The sequence below is a fragment of the Marinimicrobium sp. ARAG 43.8 genome, assembly GCF_050113635.1.
GTDB lineage: Bacteria > Pseudomonadota > Gammaproteobacteria > Pseudomonadales > Cellvibrionaceae > Marinimicrobium.
In genome coordinates this window covers 25,349-48,335 of the sequence record NZ_JBNJLT010000011.1, presented here as the reverse complement: position 1 = coordinate 48,335, position 22,987 = coordinate 25,349, and the positions used below count along the sequence as shown (strand labels likewise).

Sequence of the window (22,987 nt, the reverse complement as noted above, 5' to 3'; positions counted from 1 at the left end):
ACACCCCCTGAAGACTCTCTTCGGCATGGATGCCGAAGTGAAGCCCCCAGGGAAGGGTTTACGGCGCGTCTTCAGGGGGTGTGCCGGACCACGACCGGAGCCTCCATTAACCGCAAAAATCGGTCACTATCCACAAAACAGGAACTTTTCACAGATTTGGCAGGGTCCAAAGCCTGATTGAATCAAAGCAGAACAACTCTTCTGATGGAATACTTTATGCGCACATTAAAAACCGTCACTCTCGCCGCCAGCCTCCTGCTGAGCGGTCTTGTCCAGGCCGATCCCGCCACAGAACTGCGTGAACGCCTGGACCAAATGGACACCCTTCAGGGCACTTTCACCCAAGAGCTTTATGACAGTGAAGGCGATGTACTGGAAGAAAGCGGCGGTGATTTTGCCATGGCGCGCCCCGGCAAATTCGATTGGCATACGCGCGAACCGTTTGAGCAGCGCCTGGTCTCCGACCACGAGACCATCTGGCTGTACGACCCCGATTTGATGCAAGTGACGGTGCGCCGTTTCGATACCGAGTTACAGGATACCCCCGCGCTCATTCTGAGCGATGAACTTGACGCGTTAAATCGTCAGTTCGATATTGAGAAAAGCGCCACCGAAGAGGGCTGGACCGCTTTCAGCCTGTCGCCAAAGGACCAGGACAGCCTGTTCTCCGCATTGGTGCTGGCGTTTGATGGACCGCTGCTGCGCGCTATTTACATGCAGGATAATCTCGATCAGGAAACGCGCTTCGAATTGTCGGAGGTGCAGCGCAATCAGCCTATTGATGCATCGCGGTTTACGTTTGAGGTGCCCGATGGAGTCGACGTTCTGGTGGATGAATGAGAGACGACCTGTTTCAGACTGAGCCTGTGTATCAACCGTTGGCCGCCCGGATGCGGCCACGGAAACTGGCGGATTATATCGGCCAGGAACACTTGCTGGCACCGGGTAAACCCTTGCGGGATGCGGTGGAACGCGGTCACCTCCATTCGATGATTCTGTGGGGGCCTCCGGGAGTCGGTAAGACGACGCTCGCCCGGCTGTTCGCAGAACAGGCCGATGCACGCTTCCAAACCATTTCGGCGGTTCTGGCCGGGGTAAAAGATATTCGTGCAGCGGTGCAAGTGGCGGAGCAGGAGCGTCACGGGCGAGGCCGAAAAACAATTTTGTTTGTGGACGAGGTGCATCGCTTCAACAAGGCCCAGCAAGACGCGTTTCTGCCCTATGTGGAAGACGGCACGCTGATTTTTATCGGCGCGACTACAGAAAACCCCTCCTTTGAATTGAACAACGCGCTGCTGTCTCGCTGCCGTGTTTACGTTCTGCGCGGGCTGGAGCACCTGCACATTCGCGCCGTGTTGACCCAGGCGCTGACCGACAGGGAGCGTGGTCTGGGCAGCGATGGCATCAGTATTGACGATGAGTGGCTGGATACGTTGGCGAAAGCAGCCAGCGGCGATGCCCGCACCGCGCTGAATTTGCTGGAAATTGCCTCGGATCTCGCCGAAGAACACGATGGCCAGAAAGTGATCAACCGGGCGGTCATGGAGGAGGTACTCGCCGCCGATGTGCGCCGTTTCGACAAAGGCGGAGATCTGTTCTATGAACAAATCTCCGCTTTGCACAAATCGGTACGGGGCTCTTCACCCGATGGCGCTCTTTACTGGTTTGCCCGCATGCTTGACGGCGGATGTGACCCTTTGTATATCGCTCGTCGCATTGTGCGTATCGCCAGCGAAGACGTCGGCAACGCCGATCCCCGGGCGCTGCCACTGGCGCTGGCGGCGTGGGACACGCAGGAGAGGCTGGGCAGCCCAGAGGGCGAATTGGCGATTGCGCAGGCCGTGGTGTACATGGCGTCGGCACCCAAGAGTAATGCGGTGTATAATGCGTTCAATCAAGTGATGTCTGATGTGCGTGATCTGCCGGGTTACGATGTCCCTGTGCATTTGCGCAACGCGCCCACGAAGCTGATGAAGGCCATGGACTACGGCGCTGAGTACCGCTACGCCCACGACGAACCTGGCGCCTATGCCGCTGGTGAGAACTATATGCCGCAGGAACTGGCTGAACGGCGGTACTACGAGCCGGTAGAGAGAGGGCTGGAGCAGCGAATCCGGGAGAAACTGGCACACTTCCGTGAATTGGACAGCCAGAGTACCAACAAGCGATATTCCTGAGGAGAATACCATGCAGTGGTTGGCGGTGGCCATCGGCGGTGCGCTCGGGGCCATGGGGCGGCTCGGTCTGACCGAATGGTTGTTTCCCGTATTTGGAGCGCGCTTTCCGCTGGGCACTCTGATGGCCAACTGGCTCGGCTGCTTCCTGGCAGGTATTGTATTTGTACTGATCGTGGATAAAGGGGTGTTGCCCCCGGAATACAGGCCGTTTCTGATTACCGGATTCATGGGTGCCCTCACCACGTTTTCCACCTTTTCCCTCGATGCCCTGTTGTTATGGCAAAATGGGTCACCGGTGACGGCCGTGGCGTATTCGTTACTTACGTTAGCGGGCTGCCTGATCGCGGTGTCGACATCGGTATTTCTGACTCGCTTGATGCTGTAATATTTGGACACTGGCGAGAGCCTGCGTCATTTTTCTTTTCACCCTCTGAATTCGACAAGACTGTTTATGCTGGACTCCAAACTGGTTCGTACCAATCCGGAAGCGGTGGCTGAAGCGCTGCAAAAGCGTGGCTATGTGCTGGATACCTCACGCATTAAAGCGCTGGAAGAACGGCGCCGCGAGGTACAGGTCAACACTGAAACATTACAGAGCGAGCGCAATGCCAGCGCCAAAGCCATTGGCGAAGCGAAGCGCCGGGGTGAGGACATTGAACCCCTGTTGGCCCAGGTCAACCAGCTTAAACAGTCGTTGAGCGATGCTGAATCCGAACTCGAATCGATTCAGGGTGAACTGGATGAAATTTTGAGTGGTATCCCCAACCTCCCGGCCGATGAAGTGCCGGAGGGTGCCTCCGAAGAGGACAACGTAGAAGTTCGTCGCTGGGGTACGCCTCGTGAATTTGATTTCCCCGTTGTGGATCATGTAGATCTGGGCGCTCGCCTGGGCGGGTTGGACTTTGACACGGCCAGCAAGCTGACCGGTGCGCGGTTTGCGTTGCTGCGCTCTGGTGTCGCGCGTCTGCATCGGGCTTTGGCGCAGTTCATGCTTGATACCCACATTGAAGTGCATAGTTACGAAGAGGTGAATGTTCCTTTTATCGTTAACGCCGACTCCCTGACCGGAACCGGCCAATTGCCCAAGTTTGAAGACGACCTGTTCAAGCTCAACGATGAACGCTGTTTTTATTTAATTCCGACCGCCGAAGTGCCGGTGACCAATATTCTGCGCAATGTTCTGCTCGACGGTGCTGACGCTTTACCCCTGCGTTTTGTCAGTCATACACCCTGTTTTCGCAGTGAAGCCGGAGCGCATGGCAAAGACACCCGTGGCCTGATTCGTCAGCATCAGTTCGAGAAAGTGGAACTGGTGCAATTCGTGCGTCCGGAGAACTCGGAACAAACCCTGGAAGAGCTAACGGGGCATGCAGAGGCCATTTTGCAGAAACTGGGCCTGCCGTACCGAACGGTTATTCTGTGTGGCGGTGACCTCGGTTTCTCCGCCGCCAAAACCTACGATATCGAGGTGTGGGTGCCGTCCCAGGAGCGCTATCGGGAAATCTCTTCCTGCAGTAACTTCCGGGACTTTCAGGCGCGTCGCATGAAGGCCCGCTACCGCAACCCAGAAACGGGTAAGCCAGAGTTGCTGCATACCCTGAACGGTTCTGGCTTGGCGATAGGTCGGACGCTGCTGGCTGTTTTGGAAAACTATCAGCAGGCTGACGGCAGCATCCTGATTCCTGAAGTGCTTCAGCCGTACATGAATGGCCGAACGTCGCTGGGTGTGAACACACCGCTTTAACCCCTTATCCGGTAGCCTCGGGCGGATAAGCGCTGGAGGCGTATCCGCCGTTGCCCAACGTCTCACACGGTAACGCGCCATGGATTATTTCCCCGTTTTTCTTGATGTAAAGAGCCGCCGCTGCCTGTTGGTGGGCGGCGGCGATATCGCCACCCGTAAAGGCCGGCTTCTGGCGCGGGCCGGTGCACGATTGTGTGTGGTCGCGCCTGAAATTTCGGCAGAGCTGCAAACCCTTGCCGAGCAGGGCGGGGGTGAATGGCACTTACGATCCTACCGCCATGATGATCTGGACCAGGTGGTGCTGGTGTGTGCGGCCACCGATGACTACGCGTTGAATGAGCGCATTTCCCAGGAAGCCCAGGACCGTTATTTGCCCACCAATGTGGTCGATAGCCCGGCGCTGTGTAGCTTTATTACTCCCGCCATTGTTGATCGTTCGCCGCTGGTGGTAGCCATCTCCAGTGGTGGGGAGGCGCCCGTGCTGGCGCGCTCGATGCGCGCCCGACTGGAAACCCTGATCCCCCAGCAATATGGGCAATTGGCGCAGTTGGCCAGCCGGTGGCGAGAGCGCGTCAAGCAAGCGTTGCCGGAGGCCGACCGCCGCCGTTTCTGGGAAAAAGTATTACAGGGTCCAATTGCTGAGCAGGTGTTCAGTGGTCGAGTCGCGCAGGCCGAGGAAGCGATGACGGAAGCGCTTGACGCGCAGGACTTCGTCGACACCCGCGGAGAAGTGTATCTGGTCGGCGCGGGGCCCGGTGACCCGGAGTTGTTGACGCTAAAGGCGCTCCGGTTGATGCAACAGGCCGATGTCGTGCTCTATGATCGCCTGGTCTCACCGAGGGTTATGGAACTGGTACGACGCGATGCCGACCGAATCTACGTGGGTAAACGCCGTCACGAGCACAGCATGCCTCAAGAGAATATCAACGAATTACTGTTGAAGCTCGCGCAGGAGGGCAAACGCGTGCTGCGCCTCAAGGGCGGAGACCCGTTTATTTTTGGACGCGGTGGCGAAGAGATTGACCGGCTGGCGCAGCACAGGATTCCCTTTCAAGTAGTACCCGGTATTACAGCAGCCTCGGGGTGTGCGGCGTACGCCGGTATTCCGCTGACGCATCGCGATTACTCTCAGTCGGTGCGCTTTATTACCGCGCACTTGAAAACCGATAACCCGAATCTGAGTTGGCCGGAGCTGGCTCTGCCTGGACAAACGCTGGTGTTTTACATGAGTTTGATCGGGCTGAGCGATATTTGCCAAACGCTGATTCAGCATGGGCGCGGCGAGAGCACGCCGGCCGCACTGGTCGAAAAAGGCACGTTGTCGGAACAGCGGGTGTTGACCGGTACGTTGGCCGACCTGCCCAAACAAGTGGCTGAGAGCGAAGTGCACGGCCCCACGCTGCTGATTGTGGGGGAGGTGGTGCAGTTACATCGTCACCTGGGGTGGTTTCGCCCCGGGGAGAACGACAGTCAAAAAACAGACGATAGTGAGGATTAGATCACAGTAACGTGAAACCAGCGTCAAGTTATTGAGTCTTAAGTCGATAGGTATCGTATATATGCTCATTCGCCTTGACTCAGCGGGAGGTCCCATGACCTATATCGGCCCGACCAATACTTTACCCCCCTCGGCCCGCAATAAGATCCGTACCACCCGTGCCAGGGACGAGACCCTTCCAGTGAGCGAACAGGTGCTCGATACCAGTCCGACCGAGCCGGTTCGTGAACGCCGTCGCTCAGAGCGTCGGCGACGCCACCTTAAGCCGCTGGTGGACCTGCGCTCTGGCGACCGGCGGCGTCGCCGTCGTATCGACATAGAGGTGTAGGCCGCACCGTGTCGTCGGGCTCGCGGTGGGTTACACGAATATGGTTAAATCCCTGCTTTAGGTGATGCTTGCCGACTGACTGTGATGCGGGGATTGAATGACCCAAGCCTTTGGCGGGCCGTCGGCCCGCCTGACGTTACCTTTCTGGATCTGGCCCCTGGCCGTTGTTGCCGGTCTGCTGATTTCTGCGGCATCGTTAGCGTATGCGCCCAGCGGACGCCTTAATGTGCTGTGGCTTTGGTGGTTGTGGGCGGGACTGCCGTTGATGGGGGCGGTGGTGTCCTTGCTACTGACCCTGACTCGGCGGGAGCGGCCCTGGCTGTTTCGCTGGGGGAAAGTCCGTTGGCATTGGTTTCCGAACCGGACACAACGGTGGCAAATGCTGTGCCGTCTGCACGGACTTTGGCTGCTCGTCGGAATAGGGATGCTGGCCGGTTTCTGGCTGCTGCTATTGTTTACAGATCTCGCGTTCGGGTGGAGTTCGACCCTGCTGGACCGTCAGCACCTGCCAGAAGGACTGTTTCAGACACTGTCGCTGCCCTGGGCTACGGTGTGGCCCTCTGCGGTGCCTGACGCGGCGTTGCTGGAGGCAACGCGCTATCTTCGCATCGCCCCGGGGGATGGCTCCGTGCACAGGGCTGGGGACTGGTGGCCCTTTTTGATGGCCAGTCTTATCACCTATAACCTGATTCCCCGGGCGGTTTTGGTGCTGCTGAGTGCCACTGTATCGTGGTACTACTGGCGGGCCGAGCAGCACTCCTCCCCGGCGGTCACCGGGCCGTCATCCTCGTTTCATCGACCGACTCCTCAGTCGCCCGTGCTGGCAGCGGATTCTTCCCTGTGGCAGTCCGCGACAGTCATCAACTGGGAAACACCGGGGCCGGATGGCGTCACCTTGGGCGCGTCGGTGTGGAGAGACGATGAACACACTCTGGAGCGTCTGCTTGTGACTCAACCCGAGCGTCTGTTGTGGCGAGTGTCGGCGACTCGCTCCCCCGTCGGCGAATTGGCCGACCTGGTGAACCAGGCGCGCGAACGGGGCGTAGCTGAACAGGGGATTCAAGCGTGCCACGCGGACAGCGCTGTGCCCGAGCGTCACCTGGCCAGCTGGCGACACTTTGCCAGCCAGCAGGGCTTGATCTGGGTGTCCGCCGCATGAGCCTTCTAAACTCGACACCGACGCTCTGCGTCGTAGGGCATCCAAATCGTGGTAAATCCTCAGTCGTGGCCACACTCACCGAAAATGACAGCGTGCAAATCAGTCCGGAATCGGGCACGACGCGTTCGGCGGATACGTTTGAATTTGCCCTGAACGGAAAACCGTTGCTGCGCCTGATTGATACACCGGGGTTCCAGCGTGCCAGGCAGGTACTTGACTGGTTGCAACGCGACTCCATCAGCCCTGCCGAGCGTCCCGAACGCGTGCGGGCTTTTTTAAATGCCCCCGGTCACGCGGAACGTTTTGCCGACGAAGTGGCCCTGCTGACACCGATTGTTGACGGGGCTGGCATCTTGTACGTAGTGGACGGCTCGCAGCCACCATCGCCAATGGACGAGGCGGAGATGGAAATCTTGCGCTGGACGGGCCAACCACGGCTGGCCATTATCAACCCGATGGAAGCTGGGGCCGACGTGCTGACCTGGCAGCGCACTCTGGGTCAGTTTTTCCAGTGGGTCAGAGTTTTTAATCCGCTGTCTGCCACCATGCCGGCCCGCCAGGCCTTATTGAGAGCCATTGGCGAACTGACTCCAGGCTGGTCCGTGCCGACTCGGCGATTGATAGAAGGGCTCGCGCTTCGCGACCGGCAGCGGTTAACCGACACCGCCGATGCGCTTGCGGCCTACTGGGCTGAACAACTGCTGGAGCATCAGCCCGTCAAATTTCCGGGCGCACTCGGTCGCCAGCGCGCAGAGGCCGGTTTGCGAGAAACACTGGAGGCGAGAGAGGTCGAATTCTTTCAAGCCCTGGGCCATGAGTGGGGGCATCACCAAAGCGAGCTGCAACGCGAGACTGCCTGGGAGCTGGGTGACGACGCCTTGATGAACACGGAAACCTGGTATCTTTGGGGCTTGAAGCAGCGCGATTTGTTGTGGGTCAGTGGTAGCGCTGGTGCCGCAGCGGGGCTGGCGGTGGACGCTGGCCTGGGAGGCGCCTCGCTGTTGACCGGTGCCATTTCGGGCGGCGTCCTCGGGTCGGTAGGCGGTTGGCTCGCAAGCCGGGAGCTGGATGGAAAGCGCCTGAAAGGGCTTCCGCTGACTCGCCAGAAACAAGTGATGGGTCCGGTTCGGCATCCAAACTTTCCGCTGGTGGTCATGGCGCGCGCTCTGACGTTTACACGCCAGTTGTGGCTTCGACCACACGCCCAGCGCAGCGCCGTGGTGCTGCGTGCGGAGGCGGCGCAGTGGTCCCGGGAGGATCAGATACAACTGCTCTCCTGGGCAAAGCGGTTACAGCAGCATCGCTGGCAGGCCAAACATCAGGATGCATTGGTGACCTGGGTCGGGGAACAGCTACAGCGCTCATTGGAGGAAGCGGTGTTGAGCGAAGAGACCGAAAGTTGGGTTAGCTGAGTGCGGTGGTTTGGCGCAGGTGCAGGGACTATGGGGGGGCAGACACGCCGTGGACACGTCCCTGTAGGCTTCACTTCGGCATCCATGCCGAAGAGAGTCTGCATACCGTCTTCCCACGCCTACGTCAGCTAGCATGGACGGTTGAGGACGGAGTCTTTCGCTAAGCTCAGAAGCCGGGTGTCCTTGGAAAACTCTCGGAGGCATGGATGCCGACGTGAAGCCTCCATGGACGGATTTACGGCGGGTTTTCCAAGGACACCCGGCTTCTGAGCGCTACGCAACTATGGTTTTATCGAGTAACAGGAGTCTGAGCAACAGATGAGCCAATACGATTACGATTTACTGGTCATTGGCGCCGGGTCCGGTGGCGTTCGAGCCAGCCGGTTTGCGGCACAACTGGGCGCCAGAGTGGGCATCGTCGAAGAACGCTATTTGGGCGGAACCTGCGTCAACGTAGGTTGCGTGCCCAAAAAACTCTTCGTGTTTGCCTCCCATTACCGCGAAACATTCGACAGTGCCGGTGGCTACGGATGGAGCCTTGAAAAGCCAGTGTTCGACTGGCAAACCCTTCGAGACAACAAAGACCGTGAAATCCAGCGCCTGAACGGCATCTACGAAAAACTCCTGCACACCGCCGGTGTTGAACTGATTAATGGTACCGCAACACTAACCGGGCCTCATACCGTCGCCGTGGGTGAGAAGCGCTATTCGGCCGAACGCATTCTCATTGCGGTGGGTGGCTGGCCCTGGAAGCCGGACATTCCCGGTATCGAGCACGCCATTACCTCTAACGAAGCGTTTTACCTCGATGAATTGCCAGAGCGGCTGGTCATTGTTGGGGGAGGTTACATTGCTGTGGAGTTTGCCGGCATCTTTAATGGCTTGGGTGTGGAAACCCACTTATGCTATCGCGGGGACTTGTTCTTGCGTGGCTTTGATCGCGACCTCCGTGAGCACCTGGCCATGGAAATGCCGAAAAAAGGCATTCACCTGCATTTCAATACGGATGTCTCCCATATTGAGCGCGACTCGGATACGTTGCTGCGGGTCTATACCGATACCGGCGAAATAATTGAAGCGGGGCAGGTGATGTACGCCACCGGTCGACGCCCGAAAACCGAAGGCTTGGGGCTGGACAATACAGCGGTTTCGATACGGGATGATGGTCATTTAAAAGTGGATGACCACTTTCAAACTGACGAACCGTCTGTGTATGCCCTCGGGGATGTAACGGGCCCCATGGAACTCACGCCGGTGGCACTGGCGCAGGGTATGGCGCTGGCGCGCAACCTGTTCGGCGAGGGCGGGCAGTCCGTGGATTACCGCTGGATTCCCACCGCCGTTTTCAGTCAGCCGCCCATGGCCTCTTGTGGCTTGACGGAAGAGCAGGCGCGTGAAGAGTACGAGCAAATTGACATTTATCGGGGCGCTTTTCGTCCCATGCAATACACACTGCCTGACCTTGATGAGCGGGCCCTGGTGAAGCTGGTGGTGGATGGCAAAACCGATCGCGTGCTCGGATGTCATATGGTCGGTCCCGACGCGGGTGAGATCATGCAAGGCCTGGGAGTAGCGTTGACGGCCGGGGCCACCAAAGCTGATTTTGACCGCACGATTGGTATCCACCCCACGCTGGCAGAGGAGTTCGTTACCCTGCGCCAGCCTGTAGAGGTTGAGTAGTCGGCAATGAGTGAGCCTCGCGTTAATTAAAACGGGTGATTAAGTTCAACTGCCGCTCGGAGAGCGCTTCCATTTGCCGGTTCAGTGCCTCCGCCTGTGTGACTTCCTCGCGAGTGCGGTCAGTGATGTCATTGATGTGCTGGGTATTGCCTTGCACCTCAGCGGTGGTCGCTGACTGCTCTTCAGCCGCGGCGGCAATTTGGTGTGACATTTTGTCGATCTGCTGCACAGCGGCGGTAATCGCTTCCAGTGCGGATCTCACATTGTCCATTTCACCCACGCTGCGCTCTACCAATGCCTGGCATTCATCCATCCCTTCACCGGCTTCTCCCGTGGCTTCGCCAAGCTTGCCGATAATCGCCTGAATATGGCCGGTGGAATCCTGGGTGCGTTGTGCCAGAGTCCGCACCTCGTCGGCCACTACGGCAAAGCCCCGGCCTTGCTCACCGGCCCGCGCCGCCTCAATAGCCGCGTTGAGAGCGAGCAGATTGGTTTGTTCGGCCACGCCGCGAATCACGTTCACTACCTGGGCGATTTCACCACTGTCTCGCGTCAGGCGGTCAAGTACCTCGCCGAGCTGTCCAACCTGACGGGATAGCTCGGAAATGGCGTTGCCCGCGGTATGGATAACCTGTCGACCTCGTTCTACCTCACCGATGGCCTCTTGAGTGGCACTGGAAGTGTCAGAGGCACCGCTGGCCACTTCCTGAACGGCCTGAACCATTTGCGTCATGGCATCGGTGACCCGGGAGGTCTCCCGCTGTTGCTCTTCCATCCCGCGTCGCGTTTGTAGTGCTTGCTGCTGGGCTTCAACAGCTTGATGATGCAATTCACGCGCACTTTCGCCAAAGCGACCCAGAGCGGTTCCGAGGCGCGATCGTGTGGCGAGCGTTGCGAAACGGATTTCACCCATAGCGTCCACGCGCCCGGTGTAAATGTACGCCGCCACCGGGTCGTGCAGTACCTCTCGAGCCTCACTTAATGGTTTACTGAGTGCCTTTCGGTGCAACCACTGGGCGGCGGCCCCGATGATCAGGCTTTGAACAAACGCGCTACCCACTGATGCCGCACTCCACTGGCCTGTGAGCATGAGAAACAGCAGAGAGCAAAGCAGTGCCACGGCGGCGGTGAGTCGAAAGAGGGTCAGGTGTTGCCACAGGGAGCGCCAGCGGGGACAGGCCGACTGGCCATTGCGCAGCCTGGCATACGCCGCTTCGGCACGTTGTCGCCGCACCGGGTCTGCCTGAACACGAACGGACTCGTATCCGCGAATCGTGCCGTTCTCTTTCAGTGGCGTCACGTAGGCGTCCACCCAGTAGTGATCGCCATTCTTGCAACGGTTTTTCACAATACCCATCCAGGGTTGACCCGCTTTCAATGCGGTCCACATCTGGGCGAACACCGGGGAGGGCATTTCGGGGTGGCGGATGACGTTGTGAGGTTGGCCGATCAACTCCTCGCGCGTGTACCCTGAAATGGCCTGAAAAGTGTCATTGCAGAACCGGATTGTCCCTTTGGTATCCGTTGAGGACACCAGTTCCTCCCCCGCCTTGACCGGGATATCTTTGCCCGTCGTGGGGCCGTTGTTGCGCATAAAAATACCTTTGACTTTCAGGACTCGTAACTTCGCCTGGTTGGCTATCGGCCAGGCGCCCGAAAAGTTGAGGGGTCAGGGAAAGCCGCTTTCGCGATTGGGTATTGCTCAGGCCGCGTGAGCGAACGTGGCGATAGCCCGCTCGATGTAAACGGCCAGGGCCTGCTGTACAGAAGGGTGGATGTCCTCGAACGCCAGGCTCAGCCGGGTTTGGCGCCACGGCCGGTGGGTCAGCCCGTGAGCACACACTCGAACACGGCAACGAATTCGAATCTGGTCACACACTTTGAACTCGCACAGGGGCAAAATATCGCCGTGGCGAAGCCGGGCGCGCCAGTCGCCGCTGAGGCTCAGACGAACGCCGCCCGCCGAAATATTGAGGATTTCACCAGAAACTGGCTCACAGCCGGGAATGGTCAGCCGGGCACTGATCGGATGCCAGCCGAACACGTCGAGCCTGGGCCAGCGCCGACGAGGGCCAATTGAGATTTTTTCGGGTAAGGGCAGCGCGATTCCTCCCTGTTGACCGCTGGCGCTCCAGCCGGCCACAGGTGCTGAAAATGAGAGCAGCTGATGATGCATCGGGTGTTCAACATTCACGGCTTCCCCGATCATCAGTGAAGCGGTACGCGGAAAAAGGTCGTCGAGCCATAACAGCTTGCGCTCAATATCAAGCGCGAGTATGAGGCTCTGGTAAGGTTGCTGTCCGACCCGAACCGTGAGCAGCTGTCGCCGCAAAGCCAGAGGACGCAGAAGTGACACACTTTCCGGTTCGGGCCGCCCCAGCGCGGGTTCAATCGGCGCGGGGCGAGTCTCGTCGGTGGTGACGAATCGATTCAGGAACGTCCGCAACAAGGCCATGGCAGTGCTCAATCCTCTTGGGCCGGGAAGTGGGCCACTTTTCGGGTGGTGACAAACGGTGCTTTGCCAATAGTGCAATCAGCGCAATCTCTAAACCAGCAAAAGCTGTGCCATCAACGATAGTGCCCGCCGCTGAGCGGGTCGTGGCCTCTGAGCCCCGCTCAGCGGGCCACCCGTGGGTGTGTGTTGAGCGGAAGCGGCGCGGGAGCGGCAAACCTCTGCCGTTGGGCGGCAATTCCCAGTGCCGGGTAAAATACGTACAATGTCGCCCGGGCCAGCAGGCCCCCATGCGTATTAACCGAGGGATTTATGAGTCAGCCCGCTTTGCGCAAAGAGCGCCTTGAATTCAACAAGCTGCAAAAACGCCTGCGCCGTCAGGTGGGCAGCGCCATAGCCGATTACAATATGATTGAAGAGGGTGACCGTATAATGGTCTGCCTATCGGGTGGCAAGGACTCTTATGGCATGCTCGATATCCTGCTGAACCTACAGAAAACCGCGCCGGTCCGTTTTGAGTTGATCGCGGTTAACATGGATCAGAAGCAGCCGGGTTTTCCTGAGCATGTATTACCGGAGTACCTGGCTAAAGTGGGTGTGCCTTACCATATTATTGAGCGGGACACCTACAGCATCGTCAAGGATGTGATTCCGGAAGGAAAGACCACGTGTGGCTTGTGCTCCCGTTTACGACGCGGCACGTTATACAGCTTTGCCAATGATATCGGCGCTACCAAAATCGCCCTGGGTCATCACCGGGATGACATCATTGAAACGCTGTTCTTGAACATGTTTTATGGCGGCAAGCTCAAGGCGATGCCGCCGAAGCTGCTCTCTGACGACAAACGCAATGTGTTGATCCGTCCCTTGGCTTACTGCAAAGAGCAGGATCTGGCCGAGTATGCTGACTATAAGGCGTTCCCCATTATCCCCTGCAACCTGTGCGGCTCGCAGGAAAACCTGCAGCGGCAGGTCATAAAGCAGATGCTGAGTGATTGGGAACGGCAGCATCCGGGGAGGACCGAAACGATCTTCTCAGCCGTCCGTAATGTGGCCCCGTCGCAGCTGGCCGATACGACGCTGTTTGATTTTGCCCAACTGAAGCAGGATCCGGCAGCAGTCGCTGAGGATCACCAAGAGAAGCCGGGATCCGGTGTCGAGCAATTTATACCCGCTCTGCAGCTTTCCTGAACGCCCACTATACTGCGGGTACTAAACCTCTGGTGATAATGTATGCCGTGACGCCGTCAAGGCCGGAGTCGTGGCGCGAAAATTGTGGAAATGGACGACAGAGCGGCACTGTGGGAGAATGGCTTCTCCTGCTTGGATACTGAGCGCTTCCTTGGGATCGCTGCCGGCGAGCGGGCTTTCCAGGGGCCGCCATGGGAATATAACGATAAATGACACAGCCTCCTTCACTGTTCCAAAGCGTCTCTTTTCAGCTGGCGAGGATTGGCATTATCCTGGCGTTCATGCTGGGTTTGCTGATGAGCTCGCTTCAACTATACCTTGATTTTCGCAATCAGCGTACGGAGCTTGAACGCCTGTTTGATCGGGTTATGGAAGTCGCCACGCCGCCGGCGGTTCGAGCGGTTCACACCCTGGATGATGAGTTGGCTGCTGAGGTGGTGAACGGTCTGCTGGCGTATGACTTCGTTATTGGCGTCTGGGTGAACGATGAGCTTGGGAACGTGCTCGCCAAGGGAGCCACCCCGATGAAACCCTCCCGCACCCGCTGGCTGACCGAGCTGGTGGGTGAGGAAACCCATACATTGCACACCGACCTGGTGGTTCCCGGTTACGGGCAACCGGTTGCCGGTGGCCTGGCGTTCACCGCTGACATGGATCAGGCCTTAAGGGGCTTCTATGAGCGTTCTTTGCTGAATCTGGTCACCGGTTTCGTTCGTAATGCCCTGCTGGTGGTCCTTCTGTTTTTTGCGTTCTACTTCATTCTGGCAAAACCCCTGGCCCGGCTTTCCCGGGAGATCAAAAGCATTAATCCCGAAGAGCCTGGCGTGCGTCGCCTCACGCCGTTGCCCGGGCGTAAGGATGAACTGGCCCAGCTACTCGATAGCAGTAACGAGCTGCTTAATGCGGTGGATCTGTCTCTCGCCAAACGTCGCGCGGTGGAATTGGCGTTGCGCAAAAGTGAAGAGCATATGCGGCAAATCATTGACAGTATTCCGGTCATGGTCGGGGCTCGAGATATAACCGGTCGTTACTTGTTCGCGAATAACACGCTGGCGCAATTACTGGGCACCGTACCCGAAGCGATGGAAGGGTGTGATGCCCGGGATTTGTTGCGGGAGGCCACGGAGGATGTAGATGAACTATTACAGAACGATCAGCGGGTGATTCGGCAGGGGATTGATATTGAAATCAACGAAGAGGCATTTACGGCATTCGATGGGCGCCAGCTCTATCTGCAAAGCCACATTATGCCTCTTAATTACTACGATCAAGTGGCGGCTCTGGTTGTGTCGGTGGATATTACCGAGCGCAAAAACGCACAAGTGAAAATGGAGTACATGGCACATCATGATGCTCTCACTCATCTGCCCAACCGGGTGCAATTGGTAGAGCGGTTGGAGCTGGAACTGAAGCGGGCGAGTCGGCATGAATACTATGGTGCTGTGCTGTTTATTGATCTCGATCAGTTCAAGAATATCAACGACTCGCTGGGGCATCCGGTTGGCGACACGGTACTGACGGAGGTGGCGAAGCGCCTGACCAGTACGGTGCGACAAGAAGATATGGTGGCTCGGCTCGGCGGAGATGAGTTTGTCGTTGTACTTACTGTGCTGGACCAGGACTTGGAAACCGCTGCTCTGAGGGCGGGAGAGATCAGTGAAAAAATTCGTCGAATTGTCTCGCGTCCTTTCTGCGCGGAAAATCTGGAGTTGCGAGTGAGCTGTAGCGTGGGGGTGGTCATTTTTCCCGACCGTGACAGCAGTGTGCACGAACTCCTGCGCTATGCGGATACGGCCATGTATCAGGTGAAAGAAAAAGGGCGGGATGCCATTGAGTTCTTCAATGAAGGAATGGCGGATCAAGTCAGTCGACAACTGGTCATGGAGGGCGACCTGCATCGCGCGCTGGAAGAACGGCAGTTTGCCCTGTACTATCAGCCCAAAATGGATATCGATAATGGGCGCATCGTCGGTGCAGAGGCGTTATTGCGCTGGCGTCATCCGGAAAAAGGGCTGATTTCCCCTGCTGACTTTATTCCGGTATTGGAAACGTCGGGATTAATCCTGGAGGTGGGTCAATGGGTACTGGAAACCGCTTGCGAGACCCTGGTGTACTGGGTGGAGCAGGGCTGGTGGGAAGACGGTATGAGGCTGAGTATTAATATCAGCCCCCGGCAGTTCCGGCGCACGGCGTTCGCAAATGATGTGCTGAAGACACTGGACCGCTACCCGGTCCCGAACGGCTCTCTGGAAATGGAAGTCACAGAAGGTATTGTTATTCAGCAGGTGGAAGAAGCTATCGTGACCATGCGTCGGCTGGCTGAGCGTGGTATTCGTTTCGCCCTTGACGACTTTGGCACAGGCTACTCTTCCATTAGTTATCTCAAGCAGCTCCCCGTTACGACATTGAAGATCGATAAAAGCTTTATTCACGATATTGCGGAAGACCACAATGACCGGGTGCTGGTTGAGACAATGATTGCCATGGCGAACCTGTTGGAGCTGGAAGTGGTCGCCGAAGGCGTAGAAGCCGAGTCTCAGATATCGATACTGCGAACCTATGGTTGCCCGTTCTACCAGGGATTTTATTTCAGTCCGGCGGTGCCGCTGGAGCGCTTTGACGAGTTGCTTGAAGAGGCGGCCGCTTGCCTACGATTCTAAAATGCAGGCTTGGTAATGGCCCACCAGCGTCAGAAAGCCTGGCATGTTGGCAAGGAAACCCTGAGACTAAAAAAGGGGTTACTCGTAAATGTCTTTACGGTGGCCCACGCGCAGCACCAATACAATCAGCTTGTCGTCTTCGATGTTGCAAATCATACGGTAGTTGCGAACGCGGTAACGCCACAATCCCGCCAGATCGCGGGGCAGTGGCTTACCAAAGCGGCGGGGGTCTTCATCCGTGGTAATGCGCTCACGGAAGTAGCGAAGAATCTCTTGCTGGGCCTGGCGGTCGAGCTTGCGCATCTCCTTGGCGGCCGCATCGTCAAACTCAACGCTCCAGGTCAAGGTCCTGCTCCATCTCGTCTAGTGTCCAGCGCTTGCCAGGGTTCTCCAGGCGGTTGATGGCCAGGTACTTGTCTTCCATGTCGTCCAGGTGCTCAAGGATGGCTTCCTTGGCGTAAAAGGTCTTGGTACGGCCGGTTTTGGCGGCGAGGGCGGTCAGGCGGGCTTCAATGTCATCGGGTAATCCGTCCCAATAAAAAAGGCAGTGCGGTTTCCGTTTTGAGGATGCGTGGGCCGAGCTCCACGGTCTGTACCCCTCGCTCCTCCAGTAAAGATATTTCGAAGTCGTTGAAACCGCCTTCCGGGCCGACCATCAATAGAATCGGGCGTCGAACCTGATTGGGGCAGGGCACGGCGCGGTAGGGGTGGGCAACCAATGCCAGATGGTCGGACATCAACTCGGGTAACGCATCTTCTACAAAAGGTTTGAAGCGCTGGTGAAAATGCACGGTGGGCATGACCGTGTCCACGGCCTGTTCCAATCCCAGCGTAAACTGACGCTCTATCTCTTCGGCTTTTAAAGCCGGTGTCTGCCAATAGCTTTTTTCGACCCGCCGACTGTGCAGTAAATGCAATTGCTTGATACCACTGCCGGCCACTGTTTGCAGAATTCGCTTCAGTTGCTGAGGTCGGGGAAGGGCCAGCACAAGTGTCAACGGCAGGGGCTCCGGGGGTTGCCCGTTCAGTGATAACGCTATCTCAATACCCTGGGCGTTGTCTTGAACAATGTGACCCTCTCCCATGGCACCGTTGAGTAGCCCTACCGTCAACGTGCTGCCATTTCCGGCTCTTAGTACATTGCGAATATGGGTGAGACGCCGTTCGTCGCGAATCAACGCGCGTTCAGGTGAGCGTAAATCTTGAGCTTCGAGCAGGAGCAGGTTCATAGTATGGAGAGAGAAGGCTCGTCGGTAAATGGCGTCCCCGCCAGGACTCGAACCTGGAGCTTCCGCTTAGGAGGCGGAGGATTTATCCTGTTAATCGACGGGGACGCGATGACCGGTCAGACCGGCAAGGTGCGCCACTATACTAAAAAGCGTGTCAGCGGCACAAGCGACGTGCCGGGCGGCGCGTTCTGTATGGACTGTGGCGGTTTTTGCCTTAACGACTCAGGCTTTGCCCAGTGTTTGTGATTCTCCAGCGCCTCCGGATTGACCCTGGGCGTTGTACAGGGAAGGCCCGTCGGTGGTTTGTCCGCGCATCAATTTCAGCAGTTGTCCCAGAGAACTCTGAGCGCGCTGAATAATTTTGCCATTAATATCGTTCAGAGTTTTGCAGTGTTCAAAGCGTGTGGCCAACGCCTGCCATTGGGGGATTTGCGCCTGCCCATCAGGGCGTTGCTGGAGCCAGCGTTGCCAGCCTTCGTGGTCACGGTTCAATCCGGCGGCTTCCAGCCAGCTTTGACGTTGGCGGGCGTGCTCTCCCAGGGCGGCCATCAACTGTTGTTTGGTGTCGATCAGGCCCGAGAGCGTCTCGTGGTGGCGTTGTTCAAGTGCTTCTCTTTCTTGCTCGAGCAGCGTTTCAAGCTGGTCTATACGCTGTTGGTCCAACGTAAGCATCTCGCGGAGATAATCGGGGGATGGGGTCATGGGTAACCTCGGTCGTGGCCATCATCGGAGCAAAACCGGTACCCGGGTGGGGAGGCCCGAGGTGCCGGGTTATTACACTATTCGCCGAGCAGATCATCCTGCTGAAGCATATTTTGGGCGATGCGCTCGGCGTTAATTTCGAACCGCCCCTCAGCGATAGCCTGTTTAAGGCTGGCGACGCGTTCGATGTCAACCTCCGGCAGCTTGGACAGCTGGTCTTCCAGGCGATTAATGCTTTGCGCCTCCGCGCTTAGCTGCACCTGATCGCCCTGAGGCGCGCGGGCGCTTTGCTGGGCGTCGCCGGTTTTAGAGCGATTTTCAGTCGCGGGAATGCCCGCCGAACGGTTGTTGCCGCCGTTTCCGGGTTTGATGCTATTGCCTGAATCGATAACCATAGATTGTTCCCCAACAAATCTTCGATGATGCCGACCGAAGCCGGGCCTGGCTCACTCGGCCCTTGGCCCTTGTTCAAAGGGCTGCTACTCTGGATAACGGCCGGCATCCTTATAACTTTAATGCCTTTTTGGCATAAACGTGACGTGTTTCGCGTTATAGCTGGACCTCTACCGTCCCCGGGGCGGTAATTCGGCCTCGTACTACCCGTTCTGAACGATCATTGCGCACCCGGATCTGGTCGCCTACCCGGCCTGAACCGAGAGCGGTTCCTGTGGTGTCGACCATAATAGTGCCCACGTTCGCCCGCAATCGTACCTGGTCGCCCCGTTCAATCACGGTGGGTTCCTGCAATATACTCAGCCGCATTGGCTCTCCGGCGCTCAGGGGGCGACGCAACTCTTTTCCTGTCACCGTTTCCGCCTGGGCGACAAAACCTTGACGCAATTGGCCGGTATTGCGCACCTCAAGTGCCACATCCGCTGCCGTGATTCGGTGGCCGCGGCCCAAGGCTTTCGCTGCCACGGCGACTTGCCGGTATACGGCAATCTGGGCGGGAACATATAATGCCCAGGCGGTAGGGCCCGGGCAACGGGTGTGAACCGTCAGGTTGCCTCCCCGGCGTTCCTCGTCGCTCAGACGGAACTCCAGTGGTTGTTCGCACGGTGCCAGCCGCAGGCGTCGGTCCAAAGGCTCCACCGCTACCCGGGTGCGCTCGATGCCTGGCACCTGATAAAACGCCATTAAATAGTCAGCAACCGCTGAGCGCAGCGTCGCAAGATCCTGTGTTGGATTGGCCGCCACAGAAGCGGGTATCCACAGGCACAGAGCCAGCCATAGCCGCCGTTTACGGTGGGCTCCTGTCTGCTGATGGTTCAATAGGCGACACAGCCTCATGTTTTGTCCTATTCTTCCTGTAAGCGAGGCGATTAAAGCGTGACGGTTTTCAGCCGCTAAACCTTATAGCGGATATTAAAGCAAAGAGCGTGCCGGGCCGCGAAGTCACGCTAGCTGGTGTGATTTCTGGTGTAGGATGCGCCCAGGCGTTGCTGGGATTTTAAACTCGCGCGAATTTTAGACTCAGCGAATTTCAGACTTCAAGAGGTAGGACATGGGCGGTGTGTTAGACAACGTGGATCAGCGAACCAATCTGGTGGGGGAAAACCGGCTTGAGCTGCTGCTTTTCAGACTCGCTGGTAAACAGGTGTATGGCATCAATGTCTTCAAAGTAAAGGAAGTATTACCTTGCCCTACGCTCAACGCACTCCCGGGGCGTAATCGGGTGGTGCGTGGCGTGGCCCACATTCGGGGGGGCACCTTGTCCATACTCGATACCAGTCTGGCTATCGGTAAGGCTTCGCTGGGCGCTATTGACCACGCGTTCGTCATTATCACCGAATACAATCGCACGGCGCAGGGGTTTTTGGTCCAGGGCGTCGACCGGATCGTTAACATGAACTGGAGTGATATCCATCCACCACCGCGTGGAGCAGGCCAGGCGCACTATTTAACCGCCGTGACCGAGGTCGATGGCGAGCTGGTTGAGATTATCGATGTGGAAAAAATCCTGGCGGAAACGGCTCCGATCAATGAGCGCATCGGCGAGGATGTATTGGGTAGCGGTGCCAGTGAAGGAGGTGTGAAAAAGCATGTGCTCATCGTCGACGACTCGGTGATTGCCAGAAAACAAATCCAGAGAGTCATGCAATCCCTGGGGGTTGAGACGACCATACGTCAGGATGGCCGTGAAGCGCTGGATTATTTACTGGACATGGTGGCCCGGGGCGAGAAACCGGCCGAATCTCTGGCTATGATTATTTCGGACATTGAAATGCCAGAAATGGACGGTTACACCTTTACGGCGGAGGTGCGTAATCATCCCGAATTGAAAGACTTGTATATTTTGCTGCACACTTCGCTCAGTGGTGTGTTCAATAAAGCTATGGTGCAGAAGGTCGGTGCGGATAACTTCTTAGCGAAATTCAGCCCGAATGAACTGGCCTTTCAGGTAAATGAGCGAATCAAGGCCATATCCGGCGAAGACCTGATCGAAGAGACTGCGGAATAGTGCGCCCAGTGAAGTGTTGCTTGTAGTTCTGGAAAGGGGAACCGGGAGAGTGGTGGCGAGACAATGAATGAAGCAGCGGGCAAACGTGAGGCCTATGACCAGGCGGAGTTCGACCATTTTCGCCAGTTTTTGCGTGATGCTTGTGGTATTGCGCTGGGCGATAACAAACAGTATCTGGTTTCTAATCGTATTCGTCGATTGCTGGAGGAACACAAGTTGTCCTCGTTCAGTGACCTGGTTCGCGCCCTGAAACAAAACTCAAACCGGCGCTTGAAGGAACAGGTCATTGATGTCATGACCACCAATGAAACCTTTTGGTTTCGGGATGTCTATCCGTTTGAGTACTTGAATCGCACATTGTTACCTCAGTGGATGGAGCCTAAGCACCGGGGAGACGGACCGATTCGAATTTGGTCGGCGGCATGTTCGTCCGGTCAGGAACCTTATTCGATCAGTATGGTGGTGGAGGAGTTTCGTCGGCAACGCATGGGCGTCTTGCACAGACCGGTTCAGGTAGTGGCGACGGACCTCTCCTCGATTGTTCTGGATCAGGCGCGCCGAGGTGAATATGACCGGCTCTCCGTGGTGCGAGGCTTATCCGGCGAACGGTTGACCCGGTTTTTTGATAATCCGGCGGAGAATGTCTGGCGCGTGAAGCCTTTGGTACGAGACCGTATCGAATTTCGTGCCTGGAACCTACTGGACTCCTACGCCGGACTGGGTAAGTTTGATGCGGTGTTTTGCCGCAATGTGCTGATCTATTTCGATGCCGAACTCAAGCGTCGCATCCTGGAGAAAATCCATGCCTGTCTGAAACCGGGCGGCGTGCTGTTCCTCGGCTCTTCGGAGGGGCTCTCCGGCACCGCTCACCTGTACGACATGATTCGTTGTGATCCTGGCATTCTGTACCGGGCGCGGTGAGCGTCAAGTGTGTCAGGCCTAAGGAGCAAAACGGTGTACAAATTCGTGTTTTTTGTGCCGGAAACTCACGCCGATGCGGTGAAAGCGGCCGTGTTTGCCGTTGGAGCCGGGCGTATAGGCGATTATGACCGCTGCTGCTGGCAGATTTCTGGACAGGGGCAGTTCCGGCCCTTGGCGGGTAGCCAGCCTTATCTGGGAAGGGAGGGCGCGGTAGAAACGGTGAACGAATATCGCGTGGAGATGGTTTGCGCCGATGACCGGATCCGCGCGGCTATCTCGGCCCTTAGGCAAGCCCATCCTTATGAAGAACCCGCTTATGATGTCTGGAAGCTTGCGGATCTGAGCGCAGAATAACGGGTCAGAGAGCGATTGATGCAGAGAAGCGTAGTGGACGTATATGTAGTGGGTGTATATAACGGTAGCGTTTTCGACTCCTTCAAGAGGTATGCGGATATGAAACAATTGCGGTCTCTCACTTTGGCGAGCCGCCAGGCGCCGACTCATTGGCAGCGTCATTTTGCCTCCCTATTGGCCATTTTACTGACGATGATGACGGCGCTGGCTCATGCCGACGTCACCTCCCGGGAGATCCGCTACGAAGTGGAGGGTGAACCCTATACGGGGTACTTGGCATTTGACGACTCTGTGCAGGGCGAACGCCCCGGAATACTGGTGGTACACGAATGGTGGGGCCATGGGGATTACGTACGCAAGCGGGCGGATATGCTCGCCCGGCTCGGTTATACCGCCTTTGCACTGGATATGTATGGCTCAGACAAATACGCCGATCACCCCGAGAAAGCGCAGGCGTTCATGCAGGCGGTGATGAGTAACCGGCAACAGGCCGAGGCACGGTTTCGCAAAGCCATGGACGTATTAAAAGAGCAGCCCCAGACGGACAGCGACAGCATCGCTGCGCTGGGGTACTGTTTTGGCGGAGCCGTGGTGTTGAATATGGCGCGCCGGGGCCTGGATCTTGAGGGCGTGATCAGCTACCACGGCATGCTGGGTACTGATAAACCGGCCAGCAAAGGCGATATTAAGGCCGAAGTACTGGTGTTCAACGGCGAAGCGGACCCAATGGTGCCTGCGGAGCAAGTGGCGGCCTTCGAAAAAGAAATGAGTGAAGCCGATGTGGATTATCGGGTGGTGAATTACGAGGGTGCCAAACACGCTTTTACCAACTCGGATGCCACCGAAGCGGGCGAGCGCTTTGACCTTCCGTTGGCGTATGACCCGGAAGCCGATGCGGACTCCTGGCGCCAGACCCAACAATTTCTTGAGCAGCTTTTTGACTGAAGTGACACCGCGTGGCAGACCGTGCGGTGAGACGGTCGCGGGGTGATTCGCAAAACCGTTGGCTGTCGGTTGCA

23 protein-coding genes and 1 tRNA gene are annotated in these 22,987 nt (G+C 57.3%); 15 read left to right on the top strand and 9 right to left on the bottom strand.

Annotated elements, in window-relative coordinates; translation table 11 throughout:
* Positions 1-216 precede the first annotated feature (216 nt).
* The 9 genes from lolA (at position 217) to gorA (ending at position 9,998) form a co-directional block, all read left to right on the top strand.
* Positions 217-840, top strand: coding sequence for an outer membrane lipoprotein chaperone LolA (gene lolA, locus ACQCLF_RS15390; protein ID WP_426988879.1), 624 nt, complete (start codon positions 217-219; stop codon positions 838-840).
* Positions 837-2,177 (top strand): replication-associated recombination protein A, encoded by a 1,341-nt coding sequence (locus ACQCLF_RS15385; RefSeq protein ID WP_426988877.1) that lies wholly within the window; start codon positions 837-839, stop codon positions 2,175-2,177. The genes lolA and ACQCLF_RS15385 overlap by 4 nt, the downstream gene beginning before the upstream one ends.
* A gap of 10 nt (positions 2,178-2,187) precedes the next feature.
* Positions 2,188-2,562 (top strand): fluoride efflux transporter CrcB, encoded by a 375-nt coding sequence (gene crcB, locus ACQCLF_RS15380; RefSeq protein ID WP_426988875.1) that lies wholly within the window; start codon positions 2,188-2,190, stop codon positions 2,560-2,562.
* A gap of 66 nt (positions 2,563-2,628) precedes the next feature.
* Positions 2,629-3,921, top strand: a complete 1,293-nt coding sequence (gene serS / locus ACQCLF_RS15375) for a serine--tRNA ligase (RefSeq protein ID WP_426988873.1) — start codon at positions 2,629-2,631, stop codon at positions 3,919-3,921.
* Positions 3,922-4,000: 79 nt separating this feature from the next.
* Positions 4,001-5,419 (top strand): siroheme synthase CysG, encoded by a 1,419-nt coding sequence (cysG, locus tag ACQCLF_RS15370; RefSeq protein ID WP_426988872.1) that lies wholly within the window; start codon positions 4,001-4,003, stop codon positions 5,417-5,419.
* A gap of 94 nt (positions 5,420-5,513) precedes the next feature.
* Positions 5,514-5,747: a hypothetical protein gene (locus ACQCLF_RS15365; RefSeq protein WP_426988870.1), complete on the top strand. Its 234-nt coding sequence runs from the start codon at positions 5,514-5,516 to the stop codon at positions 5,745-5,747.
* Positions 5,748-5,844: 97 nt separating this feature from the next.
* Entirely contained in the window at positions 5,845-6,906 is a 1,062-nt protein-coding gene (locus ACQCLF_RS15360; protein WP_426988868.1) for a DUF2868 domain-containing protein, read from the top strand.
* A complete protein-coding gene (locus ACQCLF_RS15355) occupies positions 6,903-8,318 on the top strand; it encodes a DUF3482 domain-containing protein (protein WP_426988866.1) in 1,416 nt (471 codons plus the stop codon). Before ACQCLF_RS15360 ends, ACQCLF_RS15355 begins: the two co-directional genes overlap by 4 nt.
* Before the next feature lie 318 nt (positions 8,319-8,636).
* Complete coding sequence (gorA, locus tag ACQCLF_RS15350; RefSeq protein ID WP_426988864.1) at positions 8,637-9,998, top strand: glutathione-disulfide reductase; 1,362 nt, start codon at positions 8,637-8,639, stop codon at positions 9,996-9,998.
* A gap of 22 nt (positions 9,999-10,020) precedes the next feature.
* Here the strand turns inward: gorA and ACQCLF_RS15345 are convergent, their stop codons facing one another.
* Positions 10,021-11,592, bottom strand: a complete 1,572-nt coding sequence (locus ACQCLF_RS15345; RefSeq protein ID WP_426988862.1) for a methyl-accepting chemotaxis protein — start codon at positions 11,590-11,592, stop codon at positions 10,021-10,023.
* 108 nt (positions 11,593-11,700) lie between these two features.
* On the bottom strand, positions 11,701-12,453 hold the full coding sequence (locus ACQCLF_RS15340; RefSeq protein WP_426988860.1) for a flagellar brake protein: 753 nt from the start codon (positions 12,451-12,453) through the stop codon (positions 11,701-11,703).
* A gap of 309 nt (positions 12,454-12,762) precedes the next feature.
* Here ACQCLF_RS15340 and ttcA point away from each other — a divergent pair, with 309 nt between their 5' ends.
* Positions 12,763-13,641 (top strand): tRNA 2-thiocytidine(32) synthetase TtcA, encoded by an 879-nt coding sequence (gene ttcA, locus ACQCLF_RS15335; protein ID WP_426988858.1) that lies wholly within the window; start codon positions 12,763-12,765, stop codon positions 13,639-13,641.
* A 209-nt stretch (positions 13,642-13,850) separates the two neighbouring features.
* Complete coding sequence (locus tag ACQCLF_RS15330) at positions 13,851-16,301, top strand: putative bifunctional diguanylate cyclase/phosphodiesterase (protein ID WP_426988856.1); 2,451 nt, start codon at positions 13,851-13,853, stop codon at positions 16,299-16,301.
* Between the two features lie 78 nt (positions 16,302-16,379).
* Here the strand turns inward: ACQCLF_RS15330 and ACQCLF_RS15325 are convergent, their stop codons facing one another.
* The 7 genes from ACQCLF_RS15325 to flgA all read right to left on the bottom strand — a co-directional run bounded on the left by ACQCLF_RS15325 (position 16,380) and on the right by flgA (position 19,522).
* The gene (locus ACQCLF_RS15325) at positions 16,380-16,646 is read right to left on the bottom strand and encodes a type II toxin-antitoxin system RelE family toxin (RefSeq protein WP_426988854.1); all 267 of its coding nucleotides are present in this window, start codon (positions 16,644-16,646) and stop codon (positions 16,380-16,382) included.
* Positions 16,630-16,803 (bottom strand): type II toxin-antitoxin system RelB family antitoxin, encoded by a 174-nt coding sequence (relB, locus tag ACQCLF_RS15320; protein WP_426988881.1) that lies wholly within the window; start codon positions 16,801-16,803, stop codon positions 16,630-16,632. Before relB ends, ACQCLF_RS15325 begins: the two co-directional genes overlap by 17 nt.
* Positions 16,804-16,816: 13 nt before the next feature.
* Positions 16,817-17,530 (bottom strand): 16S rRNA (uracil(1498)-N(3))-methyltransferase, encoded by a 714-nt coding sequence (locus tag ACQCLF_RS15315; protein ID WP_426988852.1) that lies wholly within the window; start codon positions 17,528-17,530, stop codon positions 16,817-16,819.
* Positions 17,531-17,559: 29 nt separating this feature from the next.
* Positions 17,560-17,635 (bottom strand) — tRNA-Arg (locus tag ACQCLF_RS15310).
* A 117-nt stretch (positions 17,636-17,752) separates the two neighbouring features.
* Positions 17,753-18,232, bottom strand: coding sequence for a flagella synthesis protein FlgN (locus ACQCLF_RS15305; protein WP_426988850.1), 480 nt, complete (start codon positions 18,230-18,232; stop codon positions 17,753-17,755).
* A 77-nt stretch (positions 18,233-18,309) separates the two neighbouring features.
* Positions 18,310-18,627, bottom strand: a complete 318-nt coding sequence (gene flgM, locus ACQCLF_RS15300; RefSeq protein WP_426988848.1) for a flagellar biosynthesis anti-sigma factor FlgM — start codon at positions 18,625-18,627, stop codon at positions 18,310-18,312.
* A gap of 154 nt (positions 18,628-18,781) precedes the next feature.
* Positions 18,782-19,522, bottom strand: a complete 741-nt coding sequence (flgA, locus tag ACQCLF_RS15295; protein WP_426988846.1) for a flagellar basal body P-ring formation chaperone FlgA — start codon at positions 19,520-19,522, stop codon at positions 18,782-18,784.
* A gap of 214 nt (positions 19,523-19,736) precedes the next feature.
* Between flgA and ACQCLF_RS15290 the strand changes: the two genes are divergently transcribed.
* From ACQCLF_RS15290 to ACQCLF_RS15275, 4 genes are all read left to right on the top strand, one after another.
* Positions 19,737-20,693: a chemotaxis protein CheV gene (locus ACQCLF_RS15290; RefSeq protein ID WP_426988844.1), complete on the top strand. Its 957-nt coding sequence runs from the start codon at positions 19,737-19,739 to the stop codon at positions 20,691-20,693.
* Positions 20,694-20,756: 63 nt separating this feature from the next.
* Positions 20,757-21,614 (top strand): CheR family methyltransferase, encoded by an 858-nt coding sequence (locus ACQCLF_RS15285; protein WP_426988842.1) that lies wholly within the window; start codon positions 20,757-20,759, stop codon positions 21,612-21,614.
* Positions 21,615-21,647: 33 nt separating this feature from the next.
* Positions 21,648-21,968 (top strand): NGG1p interacting factor NIF3, encoded by a 321-nt coding sequence (locus ACQCLF_RS15280; RefSeq protein ID WP_426988840.1) that lies wholly within the window; start codon positions 21,648-21,650, stop codon positions 21,966-21,968.
* A 99-nt stretch (positions 21,969-22,067) separates the two neighbouring features.
* On the top strand, positions 22,068-22,913 hold the full coding sequence (locus ACQCLF_RS15275) for a dienelactone hydrolase family protein (protein ID WP_426988838.1): 846 nt from the start codon (positions 22,068-22,070) through the stop codon (positions 22,911-22,913).
* Positions 22,914-22,987 lie beyond the last annotated feature (74 nt).

What these genes read in the sequence shown, in the direction of transcription:
- lolA (WP_426988879.1), top strand. Translation starts at nt 217, where the DNA reads ATGCGCACATTAAAAACCGTCACTCTCGCCGCCAGCCTCCTGCTGAGC.
- ACQCLF_RS15385 (WP_426988877.1), top strand. Translation starts at nt 837, where the DNA reads ATGAGAGACGACCTGTTTCAGACTGAGCCTGTGTATCAACCGTTGGCC.
- crcB (WP_426988875.1), top strand. Translation starts at nt 2,188, where the DNA reads ATGCAGTGGTTGGCGGTGGCCATCGGCGGTGCGCTCGGGGCCATGGGG.
- serS (WP_426988873.1), top strand. Translation starts at nt 2,629, where the DNA reads ATGCTGGACTCCAAACTGGTTCGTACCAATCCGGAAGCGGTGGCTGAA.
- cysG (WP_426988872.1), top strand. Translation starts at nt 4,001, where the DNA reads ATGGATTATTTCCCCGTTTTTCTTGATGTAAAGAGCCGCCGCTGCCTG.
- ACQCLF_RS15365 (WP_426988870.1), top strand. Translation starts at nt 5,514, where the DNA reads ATGACCTATATCGGCCCGACCAATACTTTACCCCCCTCGGCCCGCAAT.
- ACQCLF_RS15360 (WP_426988868.1), top strand. Translation starts at nt 5,845, where the DNA reads ATGACCCAAGCCTTTGGCGGGCCGTCGGCCCGCCTGACGTTACCTTTC.
- ACQCLF_RS15355 (WP_426988866.1), top strand. Translation starts at nt 6,903, where the DNA reads ATGAGCCTTCTAAACTCGACACCGACGCTCTGCGTCGTAGGGCATCCA.
- gorA (WP_426988864.1), top strand. Translation starts at nt 8,637, where the DNA reads ATGAGCCAATACGATTACGATTTACTGGTCATTGGCGCCGGGTCCGGT.
- ACQCLF_RS15345 (WP_426988862.1), bottom strand. Translation starts at nt 11,592, where the DNA reads ATGCGCAACAACGGCCCCACGACGGGCAAAGATATCCCGGTCAAGGCG.
- ACQCLF_RS15340 (WP_426988860.1), bottom strand. Translation starts at nt 12,453, where the DNA reads ATGGCCTTGTTGCGGACGTTCCTGAATCGATTCGTCACCACCGACGAG.
- ttcA (WP_426988858.1), top strand. Translation starts at nt 12,763, where the DNA reads ATGAGTCAGCCCGCTTTGCGCAAAGAGCGCCTTGAATTCAACAAGCTG.
- ACQCLF_RS15330 (WP_426988856.1), top strand. Translation starts at nt 13,851, where the DNA reads ATGACACAGCCTCCTTCACTGTTCCAAAGCGTCTCTTTTCAGCTGGCG.
- ACQCLF_RS15315 (WP_426988852.1), bottom strand. Translation starts at nt 17,530, where the DNA reads ATGAACCTGCTCCTGCTCGAAGCTCAAGATTTACGCTCACCTGAACGC.
- ACQCLF_RS15305 (WP_426988850.1), bottom strand. Translation starts at nt 18,232, where the DNA reads ATGACCCCATCCCCCGATTATCTCCGCGAGATGCTTACGTTGGACCAA.
- flgM (WP_426988848.1), bottom strand. Translation starts at nt 18,627, where the DNA reads ATGGTTATCGATTCAGGCAATAGCATCAAACCCGGAAACGGCGGCAAC.
- flgA (WP_426988846.1), bottom strand. Translation starts at nt 19,522, where the DNA reads ATGAGGCTGTGTCGCCTATTGAACCATCAGCAGACAGGAGCCCACCGT.
- ACQCLF_RS15290 (WP_426988844.1), top strand. Translation starts at nt 19,737, where the DNA reads ATGGGCGGTGTGTTAGACAACGTGGATCAGCGAACCAATCTGGTGGGG.
- ACQCLF_RS15285 (WP_426988842.1), top strand. Translation starts at nt 20,757, where the DNA reads ATGAATGAAGCAGCGGGCAAACGTGAGGCCTATGACCAGGCGGAGTTC.
- ACQCLF_RS15275 (WP_426988838.1), top strand. Translation starts at nt 22,068, where the DNA reads ATGAAACAATTGCGGTCTCTCACTTTGGCGAGCCGCCAGGCGCCGACT.